This is a genomic window from Sphingobium sp. CR2-8, from assembly GCF_035818615.1.
Lineage (GTDB): Bacteria > Pseudomonadota > Alphaproteobacteria > Sphingomonadales > Sphingomonadaceae > Sphingobium.
Genome location: NZ_JAYKZY010000002.1, coordinates 2,819,584 through 2,841,733, shown reverse-complemented (window position 1 = coordinate 2,841,733; position 22,150 = coordinate 2,819,584). Strand labels below are relative to the sequence as shown.

23 protein-coding genes and 1 pseudogene are annotated in these 22,150 nt (G+C 64.7%); 18 read left to right on the top strand and 6 right to left on the bottom strand.

The features are described from left to right. The first annotated feature begins 9 nt into the window (after positions 1 to 9). The 7 genes from U5A82_RS17885 to U5A82_RS17855 all read left to right on the top strand — a co-directional run bounded on the left by U5A82_RS17885 (position 10) and on the right by U5A82_RS17855 (position 4,427). The gene (locus U5A82_RS17885) at positions 10 to 738 is read left to right on the top strand and encodes a sterol desaturase family protein (protein ID WP_326292234.1); all 729 of its coding nucleotides are present in this window, start codon (positions 10 to 12) and stop codon (positions 736 to 738) included. 8 nt (positions 739 to 746) lie between these two features. Then, positions 747 to 1,184, top strand: coding sequence for a DUF2141 domain-containing protein (locus U5A82_RS17880; protein WP_326292987.1), 438 nt, complete (start codon positions 747 to 749; stop codon positions 1,182 to 1,184). 73 nt (positions 1,185 to 1,257) lie between these two features. Beyond that, a complete protein-coding gene (locus tag U5A82_RS17875) occupies positions 1,258 to 2,115 on the top strand; it encodes a MipA/OmpV family protein (protein WP_326292233.1) in 858 nt (285 codons plus the stop codon). Between the two features lie 113 nt (positions 2,116 to 2,228). Next, positions 2,229 to 3,140, top strand: a complete 912-nt coding sequence (locus U5A82_RS17870; protein ID WP_326292232.1) for a tetratricopeptide repeat protein — start codon at positions 2,229 to 2,231, stop codon at positions 3,138 to 3,140. Between the two features lie 5 nt (positions 3,141 to 3,145). Further along, complete coding sequence (locus tag U5A82_RS17865) at positions 3,146 to 3,760, top strand: LON peptidase substrate-binding domain-containing protein (RefSeq protein ID WP_326292986.1); 615 nt, start codon at positions 3,146 to 3,148, stop codon at positions 3,758 to 3,760. An 8-nt stretch (positions 3,761 to 3,768) separates the two neighbouring features. Beyond that, positions 3,769 to 3,948: a Trm112 family protein gene (locus U5A82_RS17860; RefSeq protein ID WP_326292230.1), complete on the top strand. Its 180-nt coding sequence runs from the start codon at positions 3,769 to 3,771 to the stop codon at positions 3,946 to 3,948. Between the two features lie 59 nt (positions 3,949 to 4,007). After that, positions 4,008 to 4,427: a hypothetical protein gene (locus tag U5A82_RS17855; RefSeq protein WP_326292228.1), complete on the top strand. Its 420-nt coding sequence runs from the start codon at positions 4,008 to 4,010 to the stop codon at positions 4,425 to 4,427. Positions 4,428 to 4,514: 87 nt separating this feature from the next. Here U5A82_RS17855 and U5A82_RS17850 read toward each other — a convergent pair whose 3' ends face one another. The 4 genes from U5A82_RS17850 to U5A82_RS17835 all read right to left on the bottom strand — a co-directional run bounded on the left by U5A82_RS17850 (position 4,515) and on the right by U5A82_RS17835 (position 9,943). Then, positions 4,515 to 4,952, bottom strand: coding sequence for a RidA family protein (locus U5A82_RS17850; RefSeq protein ID WP_326292226.1), 438 nt, complete (start codon positions 4,950 to 4,952; stop codon positions 4,515 to 4,517). Positions 4,953 to 4,969: 17 nt separating this feature from the next. After that, entirely contained in the window at positions 4,970 to 6,226 is a 1,257-nt protein-coding gene (locus tag U5A82_RS17845) for an aminotransferase class V-fold PLP-dependent enzyme (RefSeq protein ID WP_326292225.1), read from the bottom strand. Between the two features lie 158 nt (positions 6,227 to 6,384). Beyond that, positions 6,385 to 9,036, bottom strand: coding sequence for a TonB-dependent receptor plug domain-containing protein (locus U5A82_RS17840; protein WP_326292223.1), 2,652 nt, complete (start codon positions 9,034 to 9,036; stop codon positions 6,385 to 6,387). 298 nt (positions 9,037 to 9,334) lie between these two features. Then, positions 9,335 to 9,943 (bottom strand): TlpA family protein disulfide reductase, encoded by a 609-nt coding sequence (locus U5A82_RS17835; protein ID WP_326292985.1) that lies wholly within the window; start codon positions 9,941 to 9,943, stop codon positions 9,335 to 9,337. Positions 9,944 to 9,986: 43 nt separating this feature from the next. Here U5A82_RS17835 and argH point away from each other — a divergent pair, with 43 nt between their 5' ends. The 4 genes from argH to U5A82_RS17815 all read left to right on the top strand — a co-directional run bounded on the left by argH (position 9,987) and on the right by U5A82_RS17815 (position 13,814). After that, positions 9,987 to 11,357 carry an argininosuccinate lyase gene (gene argH / locus U5A82_RS17830; protein ID WP_326292221.1) on the top strand — a complete coding sequence of 457 codons (1,371 nt, stop codon included), beginning with the start codon at positions 9,987 to 9,989 and terminating at the stop codon, positions 11,355 to 11,357. Then, positions 11,354 to 11,611, top strand: coding sequence for a hypothetical protein (locus U5A82_RS17825; RefSeq protein WP_326292220.1), 258 nt, complete (start codon positions 11,354 to 11,356; stop codon positions 11,609 to 11,611). Before argH ends, U5A82_RS17825 begins: the two co-directional genes overlap by 4 nt. Positions 11,612 to 11,793: 182 nt before the next feature. Continuing rightward, positions 11,794 to 13,059 (top strand): diaminopimelate decarboxylase, encoded by a 1,266-nt coding sequence (gene lysA, locus U5A82_RS17820; protein ID WP_326292218.1) that lies wholly within the window; start codon positions 11,794 to 11,796, stop codon positions 13,057 to 13,059. Next, on the top strand, positions 13,059 to 13,814 hold the full coding sequence (locus tag U5A82_RS17815; protein WP_326292217.1) for a precorrin-2 dehydrogenase/sirohydrochlorin ferrochelatase family protein: 756 nt from the start codon (positions 13,059 to 13,061) through the stop codon (positions 13,812 to 13,814). The genes lysA and U5A82_RS17815 overlap by 1 nt, the downstream gene beginning before the upstream one ends. Here U5A82_RS17815 and U5A82_RS17810 read toward each other — a convergent pair. Continuing rightward, a complete protein-coding gene (locus U5A82_RS17810; RefSeq protein WP_326292984.1) occupies positions 13,805 to 14,425 on the bottom strand; it encodes a response regulator transcription factor in 621 nt (206 codons plus the stop codon). The genes U5A82_RS17815 and U5A82_RS17810 overlap by 10 nt on opposite strands. A 160-nt stretch (positions 14,426 to 14,585) precedes the next feature. Here U5A82_RS17810 and U5A82_RS17805 point away from each other — a divergent pair, with 160 nt between their 5' ends. The 4 genes from U5A82_RS17805 to U5A82_RS17790 are packed head-to-tail and all read left to right on the top strand — an operon-like array spanning position 14,586 to position 17,115. Then, positions 14,586 to 14,726, top strand: a complete 141-nt coding sequence (locus U5A82_RS17805; protein WP_326292215.1) for a hypothetical protein — start codon at positions 14,586 to 14,588, stop codon at positions 14,724 to 14,726. After that, positions 14,723 to 15,535 carry a hypothetical protein gene (locus tag U5A82_RS17800; protein ID WP_326292214.1) on the top strand — a complete coding sequence of 271 codons (813 nt, stop codon included), beginning with the start codon at positions 14,723 to 14,725 and terminating at the stop codon, positions 15,533 to 15,535. Before U5A82_RS17805 ends, U5A82_RS17800 begins: the two co-directional genes overlap by 4 nt. After that, positions 15,523 to 16,446 carry a transposase gene (locus U5A82_RS17795; protein WP_326292212.1) on the top strand — a complete coding sequence of 308 codons (924 nt, stop codon included), beginning with the start codon at positions 15,523 to 15,525 and terminating at the stop codon, positions 16,444 to 16,446. The genes U5A82_RS17800 and U5A82_RS17795 overlap by 13 nt, the downstream gene beginning before the upstream one ends. Positions 16,447 to 16,494: 48 nt before the next feature. Next, positions 16,495 to 17,115 carry a winged helix-turn-helix domain-containing protein gene (locus U5A82_RS17790; RefSeq protein ID WP_326292210.1) on the top strand — a complete coding sequence of 207 codons (621 nt, stop codon included), beginning with the start codon at positions 16,495 to 16,497 and terminating at the stop codon, positions 17,113 to 17,115. A 41-nt stretch (positions 17,116 to 17,156) separates the two neighbouring features. Here the strand turns inward: U5A82_RS17790 and U5A82_RS17785 are convergent, their stop codons facing one another. Beyond that, positions 17,157 to 17,816, bottom strand: coding sequence for a TetR/AcrR family transcriptional regulator (locus U5A82_RS17785; RefSeq protein ID WP_326292208.1), 660 nt, complete (start codon positions 17,814 to 17,816; stop codon positions 17,157 to 17,159). 89 nt (positions 17,817 to 17,905) lie between these two features. On the opposite strand from U5A82_RS17785, the gene U5A82_RS17780 reads away from it, so the two are divergent. The 3 genes and pseudogenes from U5A82_RS17780 (at position 17,906) to U5A82_RS17770 (ending at position 22,150) form a co-directional block, all read left to right on the top strand. After that, positions 17,906 to 19,420 (top strand): efflux transporter outer membrane subunit, encoded by a 1,515-nt coding sequence (locus tag U5A82_RS17780; protein WP_326292207.1) that lies wholly within the window; start codon positions 17,906 to 17,908, stop codon positions 19,418 to 19,420. Beyond that, positions 19,413 to 20,567, top strand: coding sequence for an EmrA/EmrK family multidrug efflux transporter periplasmic adaptor subunit (locus U5A82_RS17775; RefSeq protein ID WP_326292206.1), 1,155 nt, complete (start codon positions 19,413 to 19,415; stop codon positions 20,565 to 20,567). Before U5A82_RS17780 ends, U5A82_RS17775 begins: the two co-directional genes overlap by 8 nt. A gap of 54 nt (positions 20,568 to 20,621) precedes the next feature. Beyond that, positions 20,622 to 22,150, top strand: a pseudogene (locus U5A82_RS17770) (DHA2 family efflux MFS transporter permease subunit).

The window sequence follows — 22,150 nt, the reverse complement described above, 5'->3', positions numbered from 1 at the left end:
GGCCCTCCCATGGTCGCAGCCATCATCCTGTCCGCGCTGGCGATGAGCGCCATCGTCGGCGTGCGTTATCTGCTCGCGAGCGGCGGGTTCGCGCTGGCGACCCGGATTCGCCAGCCGGGCCTGTACCGCGGCCTGGAAAGGCAGATGGGGCGGGAGATCGGCTGGTCGCTGGCGTCCGCGCTGATCTATGGCGTTCCGGCGGGCGTGGTCGCCTGGGGCTGGCAGGAACGCGGCTGGACGCGCATCTACACCGATGTGCAGGCCTTTCCCCTCTGGTGGCTGCCGGTCTCCGTGCTGCTCTACCTGATCGCACATGACACATGGTTCTACTGGACGCATCGCTGGATGCACCGGCCGCGCCTGTTCCGGATTGCCCATGCGGTGCATCATGCCAGCCGTCCGCCGACCGCCTGGGCAGCGATGAGCTTTCACCCGTGGGAGGCGCTGACCGGGGCGGTGGTGATCCCGGCGCTGGTGTTCCTGATCCCCATCCATGTCGGTGCGCTGGGCGTCGTGCTGACGATCATGACGGTGATGGGGGTGAGCAATCATATGGGGTGGGAGATGTTCCCGCGCGGACTTGTGCGCGGGCCGCTGGGCGGGTGGCTGATCACCGCGACCCACCATCAGCGCCATCACGACCAGTATAATTGCAATTACGGACTCTATTTTCGCGTCTGGGACCGGTTGTGCGGCACCGACAAGGGGCTGGGCAATTTCAAGAAGGGGCGCGTGTGAAGCCGGGAATATGGGCGCGGGTCGTCGCGCCGGTTATGGCGATGGCAGGATTGACGGCGGGGGCCCCGGCGGGCCAGCCGCAGGCGATCAGCATGGTGCTGGAAGGGCTTCGGTCGAACAAGGGGCAGATATTGGTGTGCGTCACCCGCGCCGCCGCCTATTTCCCCGATTGCACCACGGATCCCGACAGACATCATTTCGCCGTCGCGGCGAAACGCGGACCGATCCCCCTCGGCCAGCTGGCGCCCGGCGATTATGCCATCGCCATCATCCACGATGAAAATGGCAATGGAAAATTGGACACATTTGCCGGAATTCCGCGCGAAGGCGTGGGTTTTTCACGCAATCCGGTGGTGCGTTTCGGCGCGCCGCGTTTCGGATCGGCCCGTTTCACGATCGCGGGCGCACCGGTCGAACAGGTAATAAAGCTCAAATATTTCTTCTGAAAAGGCGTGGCGGGAACTGTAACCGCGCCGAAACATTCTACGCCCCAGACGCATTTTCATGAACAGGGCTATCATGCATTCATTCCGTTGCCGACTGGTCGCGACCCTCGTCGCTGCCCTGCCTGTCCTTGTCCCCATCGCCTCGCCTGCCGCAGCGCAGGAAGAGGAGCAGCACAGCACCCTGACCATCGGCGCGGGACTGGCGGCCATTCCCAGCTATGAAGGATCGGATGACTATCGGGTGATGCCGATCGTCCAGGCGCGCGGCAAGGTGCATGATATCGCGTTCTGGACGCGCGGGACGGCGCTCTATGTCGACGCCATTCCCGATCCGGCCGGCACCGGCGTCGATTTCGAACTCGGCCCGATGCTCAACGTCCGGTTCGACCGCTCCAGCCGCAAGGTCATAAAGGACGACGCCGTGCGCCTGCTCGGCAAGCGCGATGTCGCCGTCGAAGTCGGCGGGTTCGTCGGCGTCGGCAAGACCGGGGTCATCACCAGCGACTATGACAATCTGTCGGCGCGCGTTGCGGTGGCCAAGGATGTGGCAGGCGCGCATGGCAGCTATGTCATTACGCCCAGCATCGAATATTTCACCCCGCTGTCGGTCACGACCTTCGTCGGGCTGGGCGTTTCGGCGGAATATGTCGGTAAAAATTATGGTCGCTATTATTTCGACATCACCCCGCAGGAAAGCCTGGCCAGTGGGCTGGACGCCTATAACCGGGCCGGTGGGTCGGGTTTCAAGCGGTTGAGCGCCAATTTTTCGGCAGGCAAGTCGCTGTCGGGCGACATTCGCCAGGGATGGGCGCTGTTCGGCGTGGCGGGCTATTCGCGGGTGCTGGGCAAATATGGCGATTCGCCCATCGTTGCGGATGCCGGATCGCGCAACCAGTGGGTCGGTGCGATCGGAGTGGGTTACACCTTCTGATGCTGTCCTGACCCTGTCTTGTCCCGCCGCTTGCCTTGTGTCTTGGGGGTGACGCCCCACATAAGGCGCGGTATGGCGGTCGGCGCATGACCGTATTGGCAGGAGATAGAAGCGTGGCGACCCTGGGATTGAGCGAGGCCGACAAGGCGGCGGTGGAGGCATTTCGCCAGGATGTGGTAGAGCCTTCGCGCACGCAGTTGGTGATCGTGGATTTCTGGGCCGAATGGTGTGGTCCGTGCAAGCAACTGGCCCCGGTCATCGAAAAGGTCTGCGCTGATTATGCGGCCAAGGGCGTCAAGCTGGTCAAGGTCAATGTCGATGAGAATGGTTTCATCGCCAGCCAGTTTCGCGTGCAGTCGATCCCGACCGTTTATGCGGTATTCCAGGGCCAGCCGGTCGCGGACCTGACGCAGGCGCGGACCGAAGGGCAGCTGAAGCAATATCTCGACCAGTTGCTGTCGCAATTGCCGATCGAATCGGATGAAAAGGCGCAGTTGCAGGAAATCGCGCCGCTGATCGCCATGGGCGAAGAGGTGTTGGCCGCGGGCGATGCCGAACGCGCCCTGTCCGTCTTCAGCCAGATCGCCGAGATGGTGCCTGACAATGTCGAGGTCGTGTCCGGCCTGGCGCGTGCCCTGGTGGCGCTGGGGCAGCTGGACGAAGCGGAAGCGGTGTTGGATGCGCTGCCCGGCGACCTTGCCAAACATGGCGCGATCGATCAGGCGCGCGCGGCGATCGCACTGGCGCGGGACGTGAAGCCCGTCGCCGACCTTTCGGGCGTCCAGGCGCGGGTCGATGCCGACGCCGACGATCATGAGGCGCGGTTCGAACTGGCGGGTGGGCTGATGGCCAATGGCGACCGCGACGGCGCGGCCGACGCGCTGCTGGAGATCGTGCGGCGCGACCGGGCGTGGAACGACGGCGCAGCGAAGACTCAGTTGCTCACCATCTTCGAAGCGGTAGGGCTGGAAGATCCGTGGGTGTCGGCGCAGCGGCGCAAGCTGTCGCAGATATTGTTTTCGTAACCGCCATGCCCCTGGCGCGTGTCTCCATCTTTCCCTTGCCCGGCGCGCTGCTGCTGCCAGGCATGGATTTGCCGCTGCATATTTTCGAGCCGCGTTATCGCGCGCTGATTCACGATGCGATGGCGCGTGACCGGCGGATCGGAATGATCCAGCCGCGGGACGCAAGGCCGGTGCCGACCCTGTTCGACGTCGGCTGCCTGGGGCGGGTCAGCCAGATCGAGGCGCTGGACGACGGGCGGTTCAATATCGTGCTGACGGGCCTGGCCCGCTTTCGCGTGGTGCGTGAGTTGGATGTCGCCACCCAGTTCCGCCAGATCGAGGCGGATGTCGAGCAGGCGCCGCAGGAGGATGAGGTTCTGCATGCCGTCGAGCGGGCGGCGCTGGAGCAGGAATCGCGGCGCTTTGCCGATATATTGGGCTATGTCGTGGACTGGACTGCTGTATCGCGGCTGGACGACACCGCGTTGGTCAACGGCATCGCGCAGATCGTGCCGTTTGATCCGGCGGCCAAGCAGACCCTACTGGAAGCCGATACGCTGTCCGAGCGGTCGGAGCGGATCATCCAGTTGATGCAGATCGTCGGCCGGATCGAGCGCGATGGCGGCGCGACGATGCAATGAACGGAACGATGCGCGATAGTCCGCCGATGGATCTGTGGCTGCTGGACAAGCTGGTCTGCCCCGTGACGCGTACGCCGCTGCGCTGGGACACGGCGCGGGGGGCGCTGGTGTCGGAGGCGGCGGGACTGGCCTTCCCGGTGCGCGATGGCGTGCCGGTATTGGTGGTGCGGGAAGCTGTCGCGCTTTGACGCTGGCGATGCGTTTGGCCAGTGCTTTCGTCCGCTCTGTCCGTCTGATATTAGGGGGCATGCATCATAGATCGGCCCGCTATTTCCTGACTGCCCTCTGCTGCGTGATTCCCGCGTCGACTATCCTCGCGGCTGTTCCGCCGCCCGTCGCCGTTCCGACATTGTCGGAGAGTCGGGGGCTGTCATGCACGGCGGACGATCGATCGGTTCGGGAAATCGTCATCGATTTTACCGCAGGACGCTGGCGCAACGCTGGCGGCGACTGGAACAAGATCGCGGCGCAGGATGATGCGACGATCACGCTGGTCAATCAGGGCGGCGGGATGCTGGGCGGCCTTTTGAGCGACATGCGTCGGCTCGAAAGACTGGATCGATCGACCCTCGTCCTCTCGACCGAATTGCACACGGGCCTGATCGACAAAGTGCAGACCTATCGCTGCAAGATCGTCCCGCCCTTCAACGTCAAGCGCCAGATATAGAGCATTTTCAAAGCCGATGGCATCATCTGCTGGCTCGGAAAATGCGGAAGGCAAAGAATAATCCAGGTAGCGCGCGCTGCCGTCCGCTCATTTGAACGCGGCGATGCATTCCACTTCCAACGGGGCGCCCAGCGCCAGCCCATTCGCGCCGAAGGCGCTGCGGGCGGGGAGGCGCTTGCCCGCGAAATAGGGGAGGTAGGCGGCGTTGAAGCGGGGCCAGTCGGCGATGTCGGCCAGCATCACCGTGCATTTGACGACATGGCCATAGTCGAGACCATTATCCTTCAATATCGTGCCGATCGCGTCCATCGCGCCCTTTACCGCAGCGTCGAACCCGTCCTTATGCCTGTCCATGCCCTGGGGCGCCTGACCGATCTGCCCGGACATGAAAAGCATGTCGCCCACGCGCACCGAAGGCGAAAAGGGCAGCTTGGCGGGCAGGGGAGGCGGCGCGGGGGTGGCGGCGGGTTGGGCGAATGCGGGCGTGGCTGTCAGCAGCAGGGCGGTGGCGAGCAGGCATTTCATGGCTTTGTGATCTTTCATCAGGCACGCGGCAGGGCGCTAAGCAGGCGGTCGACATCCGTCGCATCGTTGAAGACCGACGGCGAGATGCGGAAATGATGGTCGTGGAGGGAAATGCGCACCTGCGCTTTCGCTAATGGTTCGGCCAGCCGTGCCTTCGCATCGGGCAGCAGGGTGGTGAGCAGCGGCGTCTTCGCGTCGGACGGGGTGATGATGCGATAGCCTTTGGCAGTCAGGCCTTCGCGCAACGCGCCGATCAGGGATTGGGCATGGGCCTGAATCGCAGGGACGCCTCGTGCGGCGATGTAGTCGAGGCCATTGTCGATCGCCGGAATAACCGATTGGGCATAGGTCCCGGTGCCGAAATGGCCGAGGGCGCCGGGGCGATGGCTGTAGCTGACCGGGGCGTTGCCGGGCGGGTCCATCGGATAGACATGGGTTTCCGGTGGCGACAGGCCGATGCCGGGCGACGCTCCCGGAGCGGCGAAGCCATAATAGCCGAAATCCGCGAGCGGCAGCGCATCCAGCACACCGCGCCGGGCGTAGAGGAAGCCCAGGCCGAAATCCCCCATCAGCCATTTATAGGTAGCGCAGGCGGCGAAATCGACGCCGCTACCGTGCAGGTCGACCGGCACGGCGCCCGCAGCATGGATGATGTCGGCATAGACCAGTGCGCCTGCGGCGTGGGCAAGGTCGCAGACTGCCTTCAGGTCGTGCTGGAAGCCATTATAGGTGGAGACGAGCGACAAGCTGACGAGGCGGGTGCCGGGGGTGATGGCCTTGGCCATGTCCTCAAGGAGAATGCGGCCCTCGCGGGCCTGGACCCAGGCGACGTTCACGCCCTGCTTGCCCAGTTCCTGATACATGGGGAAACCGGCGTAGAAATGCAGTGTGTCGGTAACGATGCGGCCCTGCCCATGCGGGAAACCCAGGGCGCGCAGGATCGCCTGTTCGCCCATGGTGGTGGACTGGACCCACGTGATTTCGTCGGGATCGGCGTTTACCAGCCGCGCGAATTTGGCGAGGGTGGCGGCGCGATCGACCGGCTTGCGCGCGGTGGCTGCGGGATCGAGCGTGCGGCCCGCGACATAGGCGTCCATCGCTGCCCGCGCGCCGAGGCTAATGGGGTGGGTGGAGGCATTGTCGAGATAGGCGATCGCGCTGGCGGCGAAGCTGGTCCTGTCCGGCAGGCTGGGCACGGTGGCGGCGCGGGCGGCCTGCGCAGCCAGCGGGATGGCGAGGGCCGCACCAAGTGCGTCGCGACGGGAAAGGGTCATGCCGGGTCTTTGGGCAGAGCAAGGGCGGGCGCTGTGTCAGCGGACCCGGCCAGCGTAGCGTTCAGCAGCATCCGACGGGAAACGCGCATCGGCCTCTCTTTCCTGAAAAGGAAAAAGGGCCGGTCCCTGGTGGACCGGCCCTTCCTTCGTGACCTCGTTTAGAAGCGGAAGTCGATGCGGGCGTAATAATAACCGCCCGACGTGCTGTAGGGGCTGTGGCCGTAGGAGGCGCTGTAGGAACCCGAGCCGTTTTCATAAGGCGATACGCCGGGCGCCACCGTCACGCTTTCGAGAAGCTTGGGAATTTCCGGCTTCTTGTTGAACAGGTTGTTCGCACCCAGCGAGAAGGTCACCGCATCGGTGAAGTCGTAATTGACTTCCAGGTCGGTGATCGCCGCTGCCTTGGCCACGCCGTTGAAGTAGAGCTGGTTGGCGTTGATGCCGTTCGTGATAGCGCCGTCCGCGATCAGGAAGCCGCCCGAAGGAAGGCCACCGCTTGGCGTCCTTGCGTTGAAGGCGGGACGAACCAATACGCTGGTCTTGCCGTAGAAGGTCTCACGCAGGTTCAGGCTGAATGCACCGCTCTTGAACAGCGCGTTGGCAACGATCTTATAATCAGGGTTGGATCGTTCGATGTTGCTTTCCGACGCCGCGTTGAAGATCGGGTAGCCCACCTTGTTATTGGTGATCTTCGTCTTGTTATAGTTGGCCACCAGGGAGAGATTGAGCGAACCGAAGTCCAGCGCCACCGGATAGCTGGCCGAGAAGTCGATACCCCAGGTCCGGGTATCGATGCCGTTCGTGAAGCTTGACACACCGATGGTGCCAGCTGTGAACAGAGCGCTATCCAACACAATGCCCGCAGAGTTGAGGGCGTTGAGAATTTCGGCGCCGCCTGGCTGAGGTACGCCGTTCAAGACGGCATTGCGCGCCGCCGTACCGGTGATGCGATCCTTGATCTTGATCAGATAACCATCGACCGTAATGGCCAGCTTGCTAACCGGGCGGACGACGAAACCGGCCGAGAAATTCTTCGATTTTTCCGGCTTGAGCGAATTGAAGCCCAGCAGCGCGGCGGCAGGGGTGCCGGCGGGCAACTGTGCGACGGCGCTGGTCGGGCCGACGTTGATGGTCGAATATTTCTGTTCCTGAAGCGTCGGTGCGCGGAAGCCGGTGCTGGCTGTGCCGCGTATGGCGAAGGCGTCCGAGAAGTCGTAGCGGCTGGTGATCTTGCCGATCAGGGTGTCGCCGAAATCCGTATAGTCTTCATAGCGGCCTGCAAGGTCGACGCTCCAGCTATCGACCGGCTTGGCGATCAGGTTAAGATAGCCAGCCTTGGAACTCCGCTGGAAGTCGCCCGCGTCCGTCGCCTTGTAGCCCGGGAAGGACTGGACGCCCGTCTTGTATGTCGAGATGGAATCGCCTGCGAGGATTTCATATTCATCCTTGCGATATTCGCCACCGAAGGCCAGCGTGATCGGGTTGGCCATGCCCGCATCGAATTCCTTGCGGATGTCGGTGGTGAGGGTGGTCTGCGCCAGCTTGAACCCGCCGTCATAAGCGCTGTCGGGCGAGTTGGCTACGCCGATGCCCTGTCGCGCCGCTGCCGAGCTTTCCCGCCAGATTTCGCGGTGCGCTGACGCTTCGGTCCAGATGTCATCCTTCTGCGCGCCATAGGTGCCGGACACGTCATAGTTCCAGCCACCGCCAAATTCGCCCTTGGCGCCAATGGTGAAGCTATATTCGTTTTCGATCACATGCTGGAGCGGCACCATGCCGACCACGCCGGTGTTGGCGTAGCAGACATTGGGATTATAGGCTGTGTTGGTGACGTTGCCGCCATCGTTGATGACCGCGCCAGCGGCGTTGGTTTCGTAGCAGATGCGCTTGGGATGGCGGTAGCCCTGCTTCGCCCAGCCTTCGCGGCGGCTATAGTCGCCGAAGCTGTAGAGTTCGACGCCGCCGAAATCATAGCCGAAATTGTAGAAGGCGACGTTGAGGTTGGTCTTGGGCTGGCCGCCATTGATGCCAGCCAGTGTGTCGCCCGCAAGGTTCGACCATTGGGCAGGCGCATTGGGTTGCAGCGCACCATTTTGTTGGGTGACGAGCACCTGGCCCTGGCCGACGGTGGTGTAATCCTGACGACGGTGGAACAGCGTCAGGTTGAAGAAGCCGTCCTCGCCCAGCTTGAAGCCGACATTGCCCGAGGCGGAGAAGAGTTCGCCTTCGCTGTCATAATATTGGCCGCCGGTGACCTTGAACGTGCCGCCTTCATCATTGTCCTTGAGGATGAAGTTGAGGACGCCTGCGATCGCGTCGGTGCCGTAGACGGCGGCCGCGCCTTCCTGCAGCACTTCGACGCGCGAGATCGCGTCGGGCGGAATGACGTCGATGCTGGGGGCGGCGGAACCCTGGAACGCGCCGGAAATCACCTGAAGAATGGCGTTTCCGTGGCGGCGCTTGCCATTGACCAGGACCAGCGTGTGGTTGGGGCTGAGGCCGCGCAGGCGGGCCGACAGCGAGAAGCTGGACAAGTCGGTGCCCTGCGTCTGGGCGGTGAAGCCCGGCACCATCTGGGTCAGAACCTGGTTGAGGTTCGGCTGGCCGACATGGCTGATCGCCTCTTCGCTCAGCACCTGGACCGGGGCAGCGGACTCGGCGGCGGAAATGCCGACGGCGCGTGTGCCGGTCACGATGATGGCGGAGCCATCGTCGGCCTGCGGCTCTTGCGGTGCATCCTGCGCAATGGCGCAGGCGGACCAGGACGAAGCCAGAATAAGTGAAAGTTTGAGCGCGGACAGTCGCGTCATTCATGCCCCCTGTTTATGCATTATGATGACAAGGGGAACGACGGACGATTAAAGGAAACCCTCCATTGCACTGCAAAAAAACGCATTAAAAATGCAATATTGCAAGAATAGTTCCAGGAACAAAGTCGTTCAGGATATTGGTGATCTGCAAATTCCTGCAATTGAGATTTCTGCATCGATACCATGCCATTTTGCAACCAGTTGGCATGGCGGATTTTTGATGGTTGTTCGTCTTGGTGATTTCCAGATGGCGGGCGGTCTTGTGCCGCCCGCCATCATCATATGCTGAAGTTGCCGCTCAGGACGCCATCGCCGCGTCGATCAGCGCCCCGGCTTCCGGCCCTTCCCAATCCATCGCGCCGATCACCCGCACCATTTCCTTGCCTTGGCGGTCATAAATGACCGTGGTGGGCAAAAGACCGCTGGCATAGTGGAAGCCGAACTGGTTTTCGGGGTCGGCCCAGCCCTTGAGGTGCGGCAGGTCATGTTTGGCGAAGAAGGGCTTGGCGGCTTTGAGGCCCTGATTGTCCTGCGAGATGGTGAGGACGGCCAGCCCCTTGGGGCCATAGGTCGCCGCGATCCGATCAAGTGTCGGCATTTCCGCGATGCAGGGCGCGCACCAGGTGGCCCAGAGATTGACGAGCAGCGGCTTGCCCGCGAAATCCTGCAACGTCTTTTCCCCGCCGTCAGGATCGAGGAAGGCGAAGGCGGGCGCGGGCGTTCCCGCCTTGCTGCGGTCGAGCCGATAGTCGAAGGCGCCGTCCTTCTTCGTCGCGCCGTCGCCTTTGCCCGACGGCGCTTCCCCGGATGTTGCGGGAACCTCGCCTGACAGGGCGGCATTGGCTTGCTCCGGCGGCGGGGATTGCCTATCGCAGGCCGCCAGAGCGGCAGGCAGGAGCAGTATCATTAGCGCGCGGAATGACGATATCACGGAAGCAGGCTCCAACAGCATGTGGGGCGGCCGGTTCGCCGCCGGCCCGGCATCGATCATGCGTGAGATAAATGCCTCCATCCCCTTCGACAAGCGATTGTGGAAACAAGATATCGCCGGGTCCAAGGCGCATGTCGCGATGCTGGCCCAACAGGGCATCGTGGAAGGCGAGGATGCGCAAGCGATCACCGAGGGTCTGAACCGGATTGCGGCCGAATATGAGGCCGATGGTGTCCCGGTGAACCTGGACCTGGAAGATATTCATATGGTCACGGAGTCGCGCCTGGCGAAGCTGATCGGCCCCACGGCCGGGCGATTGCACACCGCGCGCAGCCGCAACGATCAGGTCGCGACCGATTTTCGCCTGTGGGTGCGCGATGCGATCGACGAGGTCGAAGCGGGACTGATCGGCCTCCAGCGCGCCCTGCTGACGCGGGCCGAAGAGAATGCCGACGCGGTGATGCCGGGCTTTACCCATCTGCAATCCGCGCAGCCGGTGACGTTGGGCCATCATCTGATGGCCTATTATGAAATGGTGCGCCGGGACCGCAGCCGCTTTGCCGATGCGCGCGCGCGGGCGAACGAGTGTCCGCTGGGCGCGGCGGCGCTGGCAGGGACCGGCTTTCCGATCGATCGCCATGCGACGGCGGCGGCCTTGGGCTTCGCCAAGCCGACCGACAACAGCCTGGACAGCGTGTCCGACCGCGACTTCGCGCTCGACTATCTGATGGCCGCGACCCAAGCGTCGCTGCACCTGTCGCGACTGGCGGAAGAGTTCATCATCTGGGCGAGCCAGCTCTTCGGCTTCGTCAAGCTGCCGGACGCCTATTCGACCGGCAGTTCGATCATGCCGCAGAAGCGCAATCCCGACGCGGCCGAACTGGTGCGTGGCCATGCCGGGCGGATCATGGGCTGCATGACTGCGCTGTGTGTGACGATGAAGGGCCTGCCGCTCGCCTATTCCAAAGATATGCAGGACGACAAGCCGCCGGTGTTCGAAGCGCACGACCTGCTGGGTCTGTCGATCGCGGCGATGACCGGCATGATCGAGACGGTGACGTTCCGCACCGACCGGATGCGCGGCCTGGCCGAAAGCGGCTTCGCGACCGCGACCGATCTGGCCGATTGGCTGGTGCGCGAAGGCGGCATTCCGTTCCGCGAGGCGCATCATATCACGGGCCGGGCGGTGGCGGCGGCGGAGGCGGCGGGCGTATCGCTCGACCAGTTGCCGATCGCGACGTTGCAGGATATCGACGCGCGGATCGACGATCGCATCTATGCGGTGCTGACCGTGGACGCATCGGTCGCCAGCCGCCAGAGCCATGGCGGCACCGCGCCGGTACAGGTGCGGGCGCGGATCGCACAGGCGAAAGAGGAACTGGGCGCATGAAGATACGGACGCTGGCCGGGTTGGGACTGACGGCGCTGGCGCTGGCCGCCTGTGGTGGGCGTCCGGCGCTGAAACCCGTACAGGGGCAGAATCTTCCCGCCGTCCCGGTGGGCGCGGCGACCGCGCCGACCGCCGCGCAACTGATGCAGCCGTCCATCCAGGCGCGACCCGAGCGCAGTGTGGAATTGCTGACCCAGTCCCGCCAGCGCGGTGACGACCCGTTCGACCTGCCGCCCGAAAAGACGCCGCAATAGACCTGTTTACTATCCTTTGTTGAATATGAACCCTTAAACCAGCGCCGTTCGGGCTAAGCTTGTCGAAGCCCTGCCTTCTTGGAGAGAAGAGTAGCCCTTCGACAGGCTCAGGGCGAACGGAGATAGATATCAAACTGGTTTCACGCATGTCACCCTAGAGAGCGAAGACGCAGGAACAGACTTTGGATCATTTTACCTATGTCGATGGCGCCATGCAGGTGGAGCAGGTGCCGCTGGATGTGATCGCCGACGCCGTCGGCACGCCCGTCTATGTCTATTCGACCGCGACGCTGGAGCGCCATGTTGCTGTTTTCCGCGAAGGCCTGAGCGCGCTCGACAACCCGCTGATTGCCTTTGCGGTGAAGGCCAATCCCAATGCCGCGGTGCTGGCGACGCTGGCGAAACTGGGGCTGGGCGCCGATGTGGTGTCGGGCGGCGAATTGCTGCGCGCGATCGCCGCGGGCATTCCTGCGAACCGCATTGTCTTTTCAGGCGTCGGCAAGACGGCGGACGAAATGCGGCTGGCGCTGGAACGCGACATCTACCAGTTCAATCTGGAGAGCGAACCGGAAGCGGAGATGCTGTCCGACGTCGCGCTGTCGATGGGCAAGCGCGCGCCGGTCTCCTATCGCATCAACCCGGACGTGGATGCCGGCACCCATGCCAAGATTTCGACCGGCAAGTCGGAAAACAAGTTCGGCATTCCCTATGATCGCGCACTGGAAAGCTATGCCGCCGCGCGCGCTCTGCCGGGCCTGGATGTGCAGGGCGTGGCCGTACATATCGGCAGCCAGCTGACAGACCTTGCGCCGCTGGAAGCCGCCTTCACCAAGGTGGGCGCACTGATCGCGGCGCTGCGCGCGGCGGGGCATGACATCCGCACTGCCGATCTGGGCGGTGGGCTGGGCGTGCCCTATGATCCGTCGCAGCCCTTGCCGCCCAGTCCCGCCGACTATGGCGCGATGGTGTGCCGCGTGACGCAGGGCTGGCCGGTGCGGCTGATGTTCGAGCCGGGCCGGGTGATCGTGGGCAATGCAGGGGCGCTGCTGTCGCGCGTGGTGCGGGTGAAGCAGGGCGCGCAATCGCCCTTCGTCATCGTGGACGCGGCGATGAACGATCTGTTGCGGCCGAGCCTCTATGACGCCTGGCATGATATCCGCGCGGTGAAGCCCGTGGGCGCGCGCGAAACCGCCAATGTGGTGGGACCGGTGTGCGAGACGGGCGACACCTTCGCCATGCATCGCGACCTGGATGTGGTGCAGGCGGGCGATCTGGTCGCCTTCATGACCGCGGGTGCCTATGGCGCGACCATGGCGGGCACCTATAACAGTCGGCCGCTGACCCCCGAAGTGCTGGTGTCGGGCGATAAATGGGCGGTGGTGCGCGAACGTCCGCCGATCCAGGCGCTGATCGACGGCGACATCATCCCCGACTGGATCGGCGACTGATGCAGAGCCTGCCCGTCTTCCTGAAACTGGCGGGCAGGTCGGTGATCCTGACCGGGCAGGGTGAGGCGGCGGACGCCAAGCGCCGATTGCTGGAACGGGCGGGCGCGATCGTCGTCGGTGAGGAGGATGCCGGTGCCCGGATCGCGATCGTAGCGGATGGGGACGCGGCGACCGTGACCCGGCTGCGCGCGCGGGGCGTGCTGGTAAATGCGACCGACATGCCGGACCTGTGCGATTTTACGCTGCCTGCGATCGTGGATCGCGATCCGGTGCTGATCGCTATCGGCACCGGCGGCGCTTCGGCGGGGCTGGCGGCGGCGTTGCGGCAACGGCTGGAGGCGATGATCCCTGCACGGCTCGGTGATCTGGCGCAGGCCTTATTCGCAGCGCGGGGGGAGTTACGGCGGTTATGGCCCGATGCGTCCCAACGACGCCAGGCGATCGCGAAGGGGCTGGCGCCGGGCGGGGCGATCGATCCGCTGGGTTTCGATCCCGATGTGGACTTCTGGCTGGCGGATGCGGCGGATAGCGATGTCAGCGAACTTTATCTCCTGCGCCTGCGGTCGGGCGACCCGGATGATCTCAGCCTGCGCGACGCGCGTATGCTGGCGCAGGCCGATCGCCTCTATCATGCGCCGGATGTGCCGATGGCGATCCTAGACCGGGCGCGGGCCGATGCGGCGCGTATCGTGGCGGATGGCCCGCCAGAGGAACGGGGCGAGGGGCTGACCCTCTGGGTCGTGCTTCAGCCCTGACCGGCCTGGAGCCGTTCGACCTCGTCATGCAGCGCCTGGATCGAGGAGACGAGCCGCGCGCGATCGACCTGCATTTCGCGTAGCGCTTCGCGGGTTTCGCCCAGTTCCACGGCGCGGCGGGCGATGCGCGCGTCCAGTTCGGCATTGTGGCGGGCGAGCGCGCCGATCTTTTCCGCGCGTTGGCACAGGTGTCGGATGCGCGCGTCCAGCACGTCGAAGTCGAAGGGTTTGACGATATGGTCGTCTGCCCCCGCCTCCAGCGCCTCAACCACGGACTGGCTATCCTGCCGACCGGCGATCATGACGAAACAGGCGTTGCCCGCAAGGTTGGCGGCGCGGATCTTCCGCATGGTGGCGACGGCGGGCAGAAGTGTCACACTCATGTCGATCAGGACGATGTCGACCGGTCGGACGACCAACTGGTTGAGCGCGACGAAGCCGTTTTCGGCGAGGACGACGTCGTAATGGAGATGGGACAGGCGACGCGCGACGACGGCGCGCGCGGTCGGATTTTCATCGACCAGCAGAAGGCGCAGGCGGCGGTCTGGCCGCGCGCCGGGCGCGTCGTCCGGTGCGACATGGTGGAGGCCATTGCGCTTGAAGATCGGCATGTCGTCCACTTATCCCCATTCTGGCCCCGATGCCGACCAAGGATAAGAAAGGGCACCGAAGAAATGGTTAACGGCGCACCGCAGGATTAATTCGATTTAATTGGTTCGCTGATGCGGCGGGCCATAGCCTTTGAGCCGTATCAACCGGAGGAGGCGACCTATGCCAGAACAGATCGTGCAACTGGCCATCGACGATATTGCGGACCTGCCACAAGGCGGCAGCCTGTTCGGGCTGGAGGATCGCGACGCGCTGGAAATCAGCGTGATGGATGTGGTGATCGCGGTGATCGCATACGCATGATCCCGGTGGCGCTGGCGGAGGCTGTCGTGGCGGCCGACGCCGTGCCGCTGCAACAGGCGATCGGACTGATACGGCCGTTCCTGGACGATATCGGCTGGTTCGAGGCGATGATGGCTGGACAGCTGGATGCCATGGCGACCGACCCCAGGCATCTGCCGGGTTTTCGCGCCAGTCGGCAGGGTGGCGCGCGCCATCTGGTTCTCGCGCGCACCGAGAGGATATGGATGACGGCGACGATATGGGATGGAGGCGGGAAACGGGCCGAACGCGTGCATTTTTCCGGCCGAGTCAGCCTGTGTCGTCCGCTGAATCGGGCGCTGTGCGGGGATGCCTGGCGGCTGGAGGGCGACCGAGCCGTGGCCGTCGGCGCGGCGCATTGCGCGCAAGGGCAGGTGGTGATGCTGGACGAGCGGCGCGAGGCGCTGTGCCTGTGCCCGGACGATGCGCCGCTGATGCTGTTGCGTGTCCAGATCGCACCACCGGGACCGGTCCGATCGCGCATGCATAGCTGCGACGACGGGCGGGCCATCGCCAGCGCGCAGGCGGATGAGGGGCATGCCCGCGCCCTGATGTTGCTCTCGCTGTTGCGATTGCAGCGGCGGCGCGATGCGGCGGATCAGTTCGTGCAGGCGCTGGACGCGCCCCTGCCGGCCCAGCGCTGGGCGGTGATGCGCGAATATCTGGCGCTCGACACGCGGGGCGCGCTGCCCGCGTTGCGCGTGATGGCAGAAAAGGAAACGGATGAGAGCGTGCGGGAACTGGCGGCGCGGACCCTTGCGCAGGCGGGAGGCGCTGCATGCCCCGTCTGATGACGCCGCTGGAGGATGGGACGGTCATCGACCTGGAAGCGCTGATCGACTGGTGCGAAAGCGCCGCCTTCGATCCCCGCTGCGAAGAGGGATTGGCGGCGGCCGCGCCGATGCTGCATGCTTTGTCGCGCAACCGGGATTTCCTGTCCGACCTGGCGATAGCTGAACTCAAGGATCGCTGCGCCGGGCAAAGGCGGGTCAATCCCTATTCGGCCCAAGTCGTGCTGCTGCATCCACCGACCGATCGCTATGTGCTGCGCGCCGCCTTCTGGCCGGCCGAGCGCGACCATGTGGTGCGGTCGAGCGGGCCGTCCGCCTTCCTCTACCATGTGCCGCATGATCATAGCTTCGATTTCCTGACCGTCGGCTATCTGGGGCCCGGCTATGCGTCGGATTATTATGCCTATGATCCGGGCGACGTCATCGGCGCGGACGGGGAAGCGGTGTCGCTGCGCTTCGTCGAACGCAGCAGCCTGTCCGAAGGAAAGATGCTGCTCTATCGCGCCAATCGCGACGTGCATGCGCAATTGCCTGCGGAGTCGCTGTCGGTGTCGCTCAACATATTGGCCAGCGCGCCCGATCAGGGGTGGCGGCGGCAATATCGGTTCGACACGGCGCGCGGGGCCATCGCCGAATGCATGACGGTGGCAAGCGCCCAGTTATTGCTGGAACTGGCGGTCGGATGCGGCACCGGCAACGCGATCGACCTAGCCTGGAATTTCGCGGCAGGCCATCCGGTGGACGCCATGCGCTGCACCGCCTGGCAGGCGATCGGGACGACGCTGACCGACCCCAGGGACCGCTTGACGCATGCCGAGCAGGGCACACGCAATTCCAGTCCGCTTGTGCGCCATGCCAGCGAGGCGGCGTTGCGAAGCCTCCATAATGGACATGAAATGGCTTGTTTTTGACGCTGGCGCCCGGTCGAATATGTCGGACGAAGACATGACGGACCAAGTGTGGGCAACAGGGTGGAATGTCATGGCGTAGGCGCGGATTTCGCCCCGGTCGCACGGGCGCTCAGCGCGCGCGGCGTGGAACTGGCGATCCGGCCGGGGCTCCAACGGCCGCCTTTGGTGCGCGTCGGCGACGCCACCATATTGTGGCAGGACATAGACGATCCCGCCGCCCGCGCCCGCGCGCTGGAAGACGGCATGCAGGAAGTGGTCGGCCCCTGGATGCATGAGGCGGAGACGGTGGCGCGGATCATCCGCCTGACCGATGCGGGGCAGCCCCGGCTGACGCTGGGCGACCTGACAATCAGGCTGGTCGACCGGCGGGTCGAACGCGATGGTCGCACCATCGCGCTGTTGGCGCGGGAATATGAGCTGCTGCTGTATCTGGCGCGGCGACCGGGGCAGGCGGTGAGTCGAACGGACCTTTTGCGCGCCATATGGCGGCTGGATTTCGACCCCGGCACCAACAGCGTCGAAGTGCATATGTCGCGGCTGCGCGGCAAGCTGGATCGCGGCTTCGGCATGGCGATGCTCCGCACGGTCAAGGGGCGGGGTTATGCGCTATGTCCGGTGGGCGATGGCGCTGGGGCGGCATGTGAGGAGATGGGATTGCCGACACCATAGAGCGTTACCGAATAGATCGCCCCTTTCCGGTGACCGCCGCATCAGGCCGACGGAGCATCCGTCGCGGGCGCGTAGGCGCGCAGAAAGATATCGACGGCAAAAGCGGCGTCAGCCTCTATCTGGTCGGGTGCAGCGCGATCGATCCGCCCGATCAGCATCTGCTGGTGGCAACCGGACATCGAAAGAGACATCAGAGCGCGGGCGGCGTCGACCGGGTCGGCTGAGCGCAACTGCCCGCGCGCCATCGCCCCACGCAGAAATTCCGCCAGCAACAGACGGGTATTCTGCGGCGCCAGATCGAAGAATATCTGGCTCAATTCCGGGAAGCGGCGGCCCTGGGCGACGATCAGTCGGTGCAGCGCGCTGGCTTCGGGCGCGGTGATCTTTTCGATCAGGCTATGACAGGCGCGATGCAAGGTCTGTTTGAGGGGGCTGGACGGGTCCAGTATCTGGGACAGCCGCGCCTGATAGGCCTTGGCGGCGCGTTCCACGACGGCAGCGAACAGGGCTTCCTTGGACGGAAAGTGATTCCATAAGGTGCCCTTCGACCCGCCCAGTTCCGCCGCGATGCCGGACATGGTCGTGTCCGCAAAGCCATGTTGCAGGAAATAGGTCTGGGCGACGGTCAGGATCGCGTCACGCCGATCCTGGCGGCGGGCTTCCCGTCTAGTGGGGGCTGCAGGGGCTACGGCGGTTGTCATGAAATCGTACCATAGAGTACGCTATTTCGGTTGACAAGGTCGGTCATGGGCGGCAAGTGCAATTTTCATACTAGGTGGTACGGTTTGATATGTCCGTGAGTCGCATTACCCTGGCCGCCCGAACGGGTGGCATGGCGTCTTCCCTTCTGTTGCTGGCGGCTTGCGCGGCTGTCCCCGATCTGGGCGCAAAGCCGGAACTGCGCGCACCCGCCAGCGTCGCGGCGGCGCGCAGCCTGACGGCTTCCCCGGTTGCCTGGCCGGGCGATGGCTGGTGGCGCGCCTATGGCGACCCGCAACTGGACCAACTGATCGCCGAAGGGTTGCGCGCGTCGCCCGACGTCGCCGCTGCCAGCGCCCGTTTCCGCAAGGCGGCGGGCATGGCGCAGCAGGCGGGCGCGGCGTTGCTGCCATCGGCCGACCTGGATGCGAGCGCGGCGGCGACCAAGCAAAGCTATAATATGGGTCAGCCCCGCAATTTCGTGCCGAAGGGGTGGCTGGGCACCGGGCGCGTGGCGCTCGATCTGGGCTTCGACCTCGACCTGTGGGGCCGGAATAGGGCGGCGCTGGCTGCCGCCACGTCGGAAACCCGCGCGGCGCAGATCGATGCACAGCAGGCGCGGCTGGCGCTGACCACGGGTATCGCCGACGCCTATGCCGACCTGGCGCGACTGCATGACGAGGCGGATATCGCGCAGCAGACGCTCGACATCCGGATGGCGAGCCAGAAGCTGGCCGCCGATCGGCAGCGCAACGGCCTCGACACTCGCGGCAGCGTGCGGCAGGCGGACGCCACCGTATCGTCGGCGCGCGCGCAACTGAGCGCCGCGACCATGGCGATCGAACTGCGCCAGCATCAGATCGCCGCGCTGATCGGCGCAGGGCCGGATCGCGGCCTGTCGATCACGCGGCCCAAGATCGGCGCGCTGGCGCCGCTGGGCCTGCCTGCCGATGTCACGACCAATCTGGTCGCGCGCCGTCCCGACATCGCTGCGGCGCTGGCCCGGACGGAAGCGGCGGCCAAGCGGATCAAGGTGGCGCGGGCGGACTTCTTTCCCGCCGTGCGGCTGAGCGCGCTGATCGGCGTGCAGTCGCTGGGCTATGACACGGTCTTTACCGGCACGTCGGCGACCGGCGCGCCCAAGCCGTTCATCAACAGCCTGTTCGACAAGGGATCGCTGTTCGGCAATGTCGGCCCCGCGATCAGCCTGCCGATCTTCCATGGCGGGGCGTTGCAGGGCCAGTATCGTGGCGCGCGCGCCACGTATGACGAGGCGGTCGCCAGTTACGACAAGACCGTGCTGACCGCCTATCAGGAGGTGGCCGACGCCGTCACCATGCGCCGGACGCTGGACCAGCGGCTGGTCGATGCGCGCGCGGCGGTCACGGCGTCGCAGGACGCCTATGCCATCGCGCAGAAACGCTACAAGGGCGGCCTGTCCACCTATCTTGACGTGCTGAACGTCGAGGACCAGCTATTGGGCGCGCGACAGTCCCTCGCCGGGCTGGAGGCCAGCGCCTTTTCCACCGATATTGCCCTCATCCGTGCGCTGGGCGGCGGTTTTGCCGCCAGCGACTTCCAGTCCAAGGATCAACCCCATGGCTGACGCCACATCCGATAACGCCGCCCAGGACAGCCACGACGCGCCGCAGGAAGCGGGCAACCCGTCCGCGCGCAAGACCTGGCTGATCCGGCTGGGCCTGGCGGTCATCGTCTTGGGCGTGTTGTGGGGCATCTGGTATCTGTTGGTGGGGCGCAATCATGTCGCCACCGACAATGCCTATGTGAACGCCGAAATGGCGCAGGTGACGCCGCTCATGTCGGCGCAGGCGACGCAAGTGCTGGTCAGCGATACGCAGGCGGTGAAGCGCGGCGACATATTGGTGAAGCTGGACCCCACCGACGCGAAGATCGCGGTGGCACAGGCGCAGGCCGAACTGGCCGAAGCCAAGCGCCGTTTCCGCCAGACGTCGGCGACCAGCACGGCGCTGGCCGCGCAGGTCGACGCACGCGGCGCGGACATCGTGCAGGCGCGCGCGCAGTTGGCGACGGCGCAGGCGGACTTGGAAAAGGCGCGGGTCGATTTGCAACGGCGCGAGGCGCTGGTCGGCGATGGCGCGGTGTCGGGTGACGAGGTGACGAGCGCGCGCAAGGGCTATGCAGCGGCGCGGGCGGCGCTGGATCTGGCGCGGGCCGGCGTGCAGACAGCGCAGGCGACGCGTAGCGCGGCCAGCGGCCAGCTGGAAGCCAACGACGCACTGGTGCGCGGATCGACGATCGACACCGATCCGGCGGTCATGGCGGCGCAGGCGAAGCTGGATTCGGCTCGCCTCAACCTGGACCGCAGCGTCATCCGCGCGCCGATCGACGGCATCGTGACCAAGCGGCAGGTGCAGGTCGGCCAGCGCGTGGCGCAGGGCAGCCCGATCATGAGCATCGTGCCCCTGTCCCAGGTCTATGTGGACGCCAATTTCAAGGAGCGCCAGCTGCGCGGCGTGAAAGTCGGCATGCCCGCCACGGTCACGTCGGACCTTTATGGCGGCGACGTCGTCTATCATGGCAAGGTCGTCGGCTTTTCCGGCGGCACCGGATCGTCCCTGTCGTTGATCCCGGCCCAGAATGCGACCGGCAACTGGATCAAGGTGGTGCAGCGCCTGCCGCTGCGCATCGCGCTCGACCCCAAGGAACTGGCGGCACATCCGTTGCGCGTGGGCCTGTCCATGGATGTCGAGATCGATCTTTCCGACCAATAAGGCCGATCAATATGGCCAAGAGATAAGGCCAAGAGAATAAGGAACGCCCGGGCGATGAGCGGCGACGACAATATTTTTTCGCGACTCTCCCCGCGCCGCCGGACCCTGGCGGGGCTGGTGCTGGCCATGAGCAATTTCATGGTGGTGCTGGACCTGACCATCGCCAATGTCTCCGTGCCGCATATCGCCGGCAATCTCGGCATTTCGCCCGATCAGGGGACGTGGATCATCACATCCTATGCGGTGGCCGAAGCCATTTGCGTGCCGCTGACCGGGTGGCTGGCGCAGCGGTTCGGCGTGGTGCGGGTGTTCACGCTGGCGATGGTCGGTTTCGGGCTGTTTTCGGTGCTGTGCGGCCTGTCCGGCACGCTGGGCATGCTGGTCGCCTGCCGCATCGGGCAGGGCGTATGCGGCGGGCCGATCATGCCCATGTCGCAGACGCTGCTGATGCGCATCTTCCCCCCGAAACGCGCGGGCGCGCCATGGGCCTATGGGCGATGACGACGCTGATGGGACCGGCGATGGGGCCGATCATCGGCGGCTATATCAGCGACAATTGGAGCTGGCACTGGATCTTCTTCATCAACCTGCCGATCGCGGTCCTATGCGTGTTCGCGGCCCAGGCGTTGCTGCGGCCGGTGGAAACGGATACGGCCAAAGTGCCGATCGACAAGATCGGCCTGATGCTGCTGATATTCTGGATCGGTTGCCTGCAGATCATGCTGGATATCGGGCGCGATCATGACTGGTTCGCCGATCCGTTGATCGTCGTCCTGGCGGTGCTTGCGGTCGTGGGTTTCTTGGCGTTCGTCATATGGGAATTGACCGAAGAACATCCGGTGGTCGACCTGCGGGTGTTTCGCCATGTCGGTTTCAGTTCCGGCGTGTTCACCCTGTCGCTCTGCTTCGGCGCCTATTTTGCGGGCATCGTCGTCATCCCGCAATGGTTGCAGACGTCGATGGGCTATACCGCGACGCTGGCGGGCATCGTGACGGCCATGACGGCGCTGGCTGCGCTGTTCACGGCGCCGGTGGCGGCGAAGCTGATGACGAAGGTCGATCCCCGCTTCCTGATTTCCTTTGCGGTCGCCTGGCTGGGCGTCATGTCGCTGGTGCGTAGTCACTGGACCAGCGGTATCGATTTCGGCAGCATGCTGATCCCGCAGTTCGTCCAGGGTTTCGCATTGCCCTTCTTCTTCATTCCGCTCACGACCCTGACGCTGGGATCGGTACGGCCCGACGAAACGGCGTCGGCGGCGGGGTTGCAGAATTTCGTGCGGACGATGGCCGTCGCGATCGCGACATCGCTGGTGCTGACCATCTGGGGCGATTCGCAGCGCGTGTCGCGCAACGAACTGGCGGCAAACCTCCAACCCGATGCCACCCAGTCGCTCTTGTCGGGCATCGGCCTGGGTCCCGAGCAGGTGCGCCAGACGATTTCCAACTTGGTCGAGAAGGAAGCGATCGCCATGGCGGTCGACCATGTGTTCGTCGTATCCAGCATGGTCCTGTTCGCGGCGGCGGTCGTCGTCTGGATAGCGCCGCGTCCGACCAGGCCTGTCGACACCTCCGCCGCCCACTGA

Bases quoted from the DNA above. Each gene is read 5' to 3' on its own strand.
- U5A82_RS17885 (WP_326292234.1), top strand. From the start codon at position 10: ATGGTCGCAGCCATCATCCTGTCCGCGCTGGCGATGAGCGCCATCGTC.
- U5A82_RS17875 (WP_326292233.1), top strand. From the start codon at position 1,258: ATGCATTCATTCCGTTGCCGACTGGTCGCGACCCTCGTCGCTGCCCTG.
- U5A82_RS17865 (WP_326292986.1), top strand. From the start codon at position 3,146: ATGCCCCTGGCGCGTGTCTCCATCTTTCCCTTGCCCGGCGCGCTGCTG.
- U5A82_RS17860 (WP_326292230.1), top strand. From the start codon at position 3,769: ATGCGCGATAGTCCGCCGATGGATCTGTGGCTGCTGGACAAGCTGGTC.
- U5A82_RS17855 (WP_326292228.1), top strand. From the start codon at position 4,008: ATGCATCATAGATCGGCCCGCTATTTCCTGACTGCCCTCTGCTGCGTG.
- U5A82_RS17850 (WP_326292226.1), bottom strand. From the start codon at position 4,952: ATGAAATGCCTGCTCGCCACCGCCCTGCTGCTGACAGCCACGCCCGCA.
- U5A82_RS17845 (WP_326292225.1), bottom strand. From the start codon at position 6,226: ATGACCCTTTCCCGTCGCGACGCACTTGGTGCGGCCCTCGCCATCCCG.
- U5A82_RS17840 (WP_326292223.1), bottom strand. From the start codon at position 9,036: ATGACGCGACTGTCCGCGCTCAAACTTTCACTTATTCTGGCTTCGTCC.
- U5A82_RS17835 (WP_326292985.1), bottom strand. From the start codon at position 9,943: ATGATACTGCTCCTGCCTGCCGCTCTGGCGGCCTGCGATAGGCAATCC.
- argH (WP_326292221.1), top strand. From the start codon at position 9,987: ATGTGGGGCGGCCGGTTCGCCGCCGGCCCGGCATCGATCATGCGTGAG.
- U5A82_RS17825 (WP_326292220.1), top strand. From the start codon at position 11,354: ATGAAGATACGGACGCTGGCCGGGTTGGGACTGACGGCGCTGGCGCTG.
- U5A82_RS17815 (WP_326292217.1), top strand. From the start codon at position 13,059: ATGCAGAGCCTGCCCGTCTTCCTGAAACTGGCGGGCAGGTCGGTGATC.
- U5A82_RS17810 (WP_326292984.1), bottom strand. From the start codon at position 14,425: ATGCCGATCTTCAAGCGCAATGGCCTCCACCATGTCGCACCGGACGAC.
- U5A82_RS17805 (WP_326292215.1), top strand. From the start codon at position 14,586: ATGCCAGAACAGATCGTGCAACTGGCCATCGACGATATTGCGGACCTG.
- U5A82_RS17800 (WP_326292214.1), top strand. From the start codon at position 14,723: ATGATCCCGGTGGCGCTGGCGGAGGCTGTCGTGGCGGCCGACGCCGTG.
- U5A82_RS17795 (WP_326292212.1), top strand. From the start codon at position 15,523: ATGCCCCGTCTGATGACGCCGCTGGAGGATGGGACGGTCATCGACCTG.
- U5A82_RS17785 (WP_326292208.1), bottom strand. From the start codon at position 17,816: ATGACAACCGCCGTAGCCCCTGCAGCCCCCACTAGACGGGAAGCCCGC.
- U5A82_RS17780 (WP_326292207.1), top strand. From the start codon at position 17,906: ATGTCCGTGAGTCGCATTACCCTGGCCGCCCGAACGGGTGGCATGGCG.
- U5A82_RS17775 (WP_326292206.1), top strand. From the start codon at position 19,413: ATGGCTGACGCCACATCCGATAACGCCGCCCAGGACAGCCACGACGCG.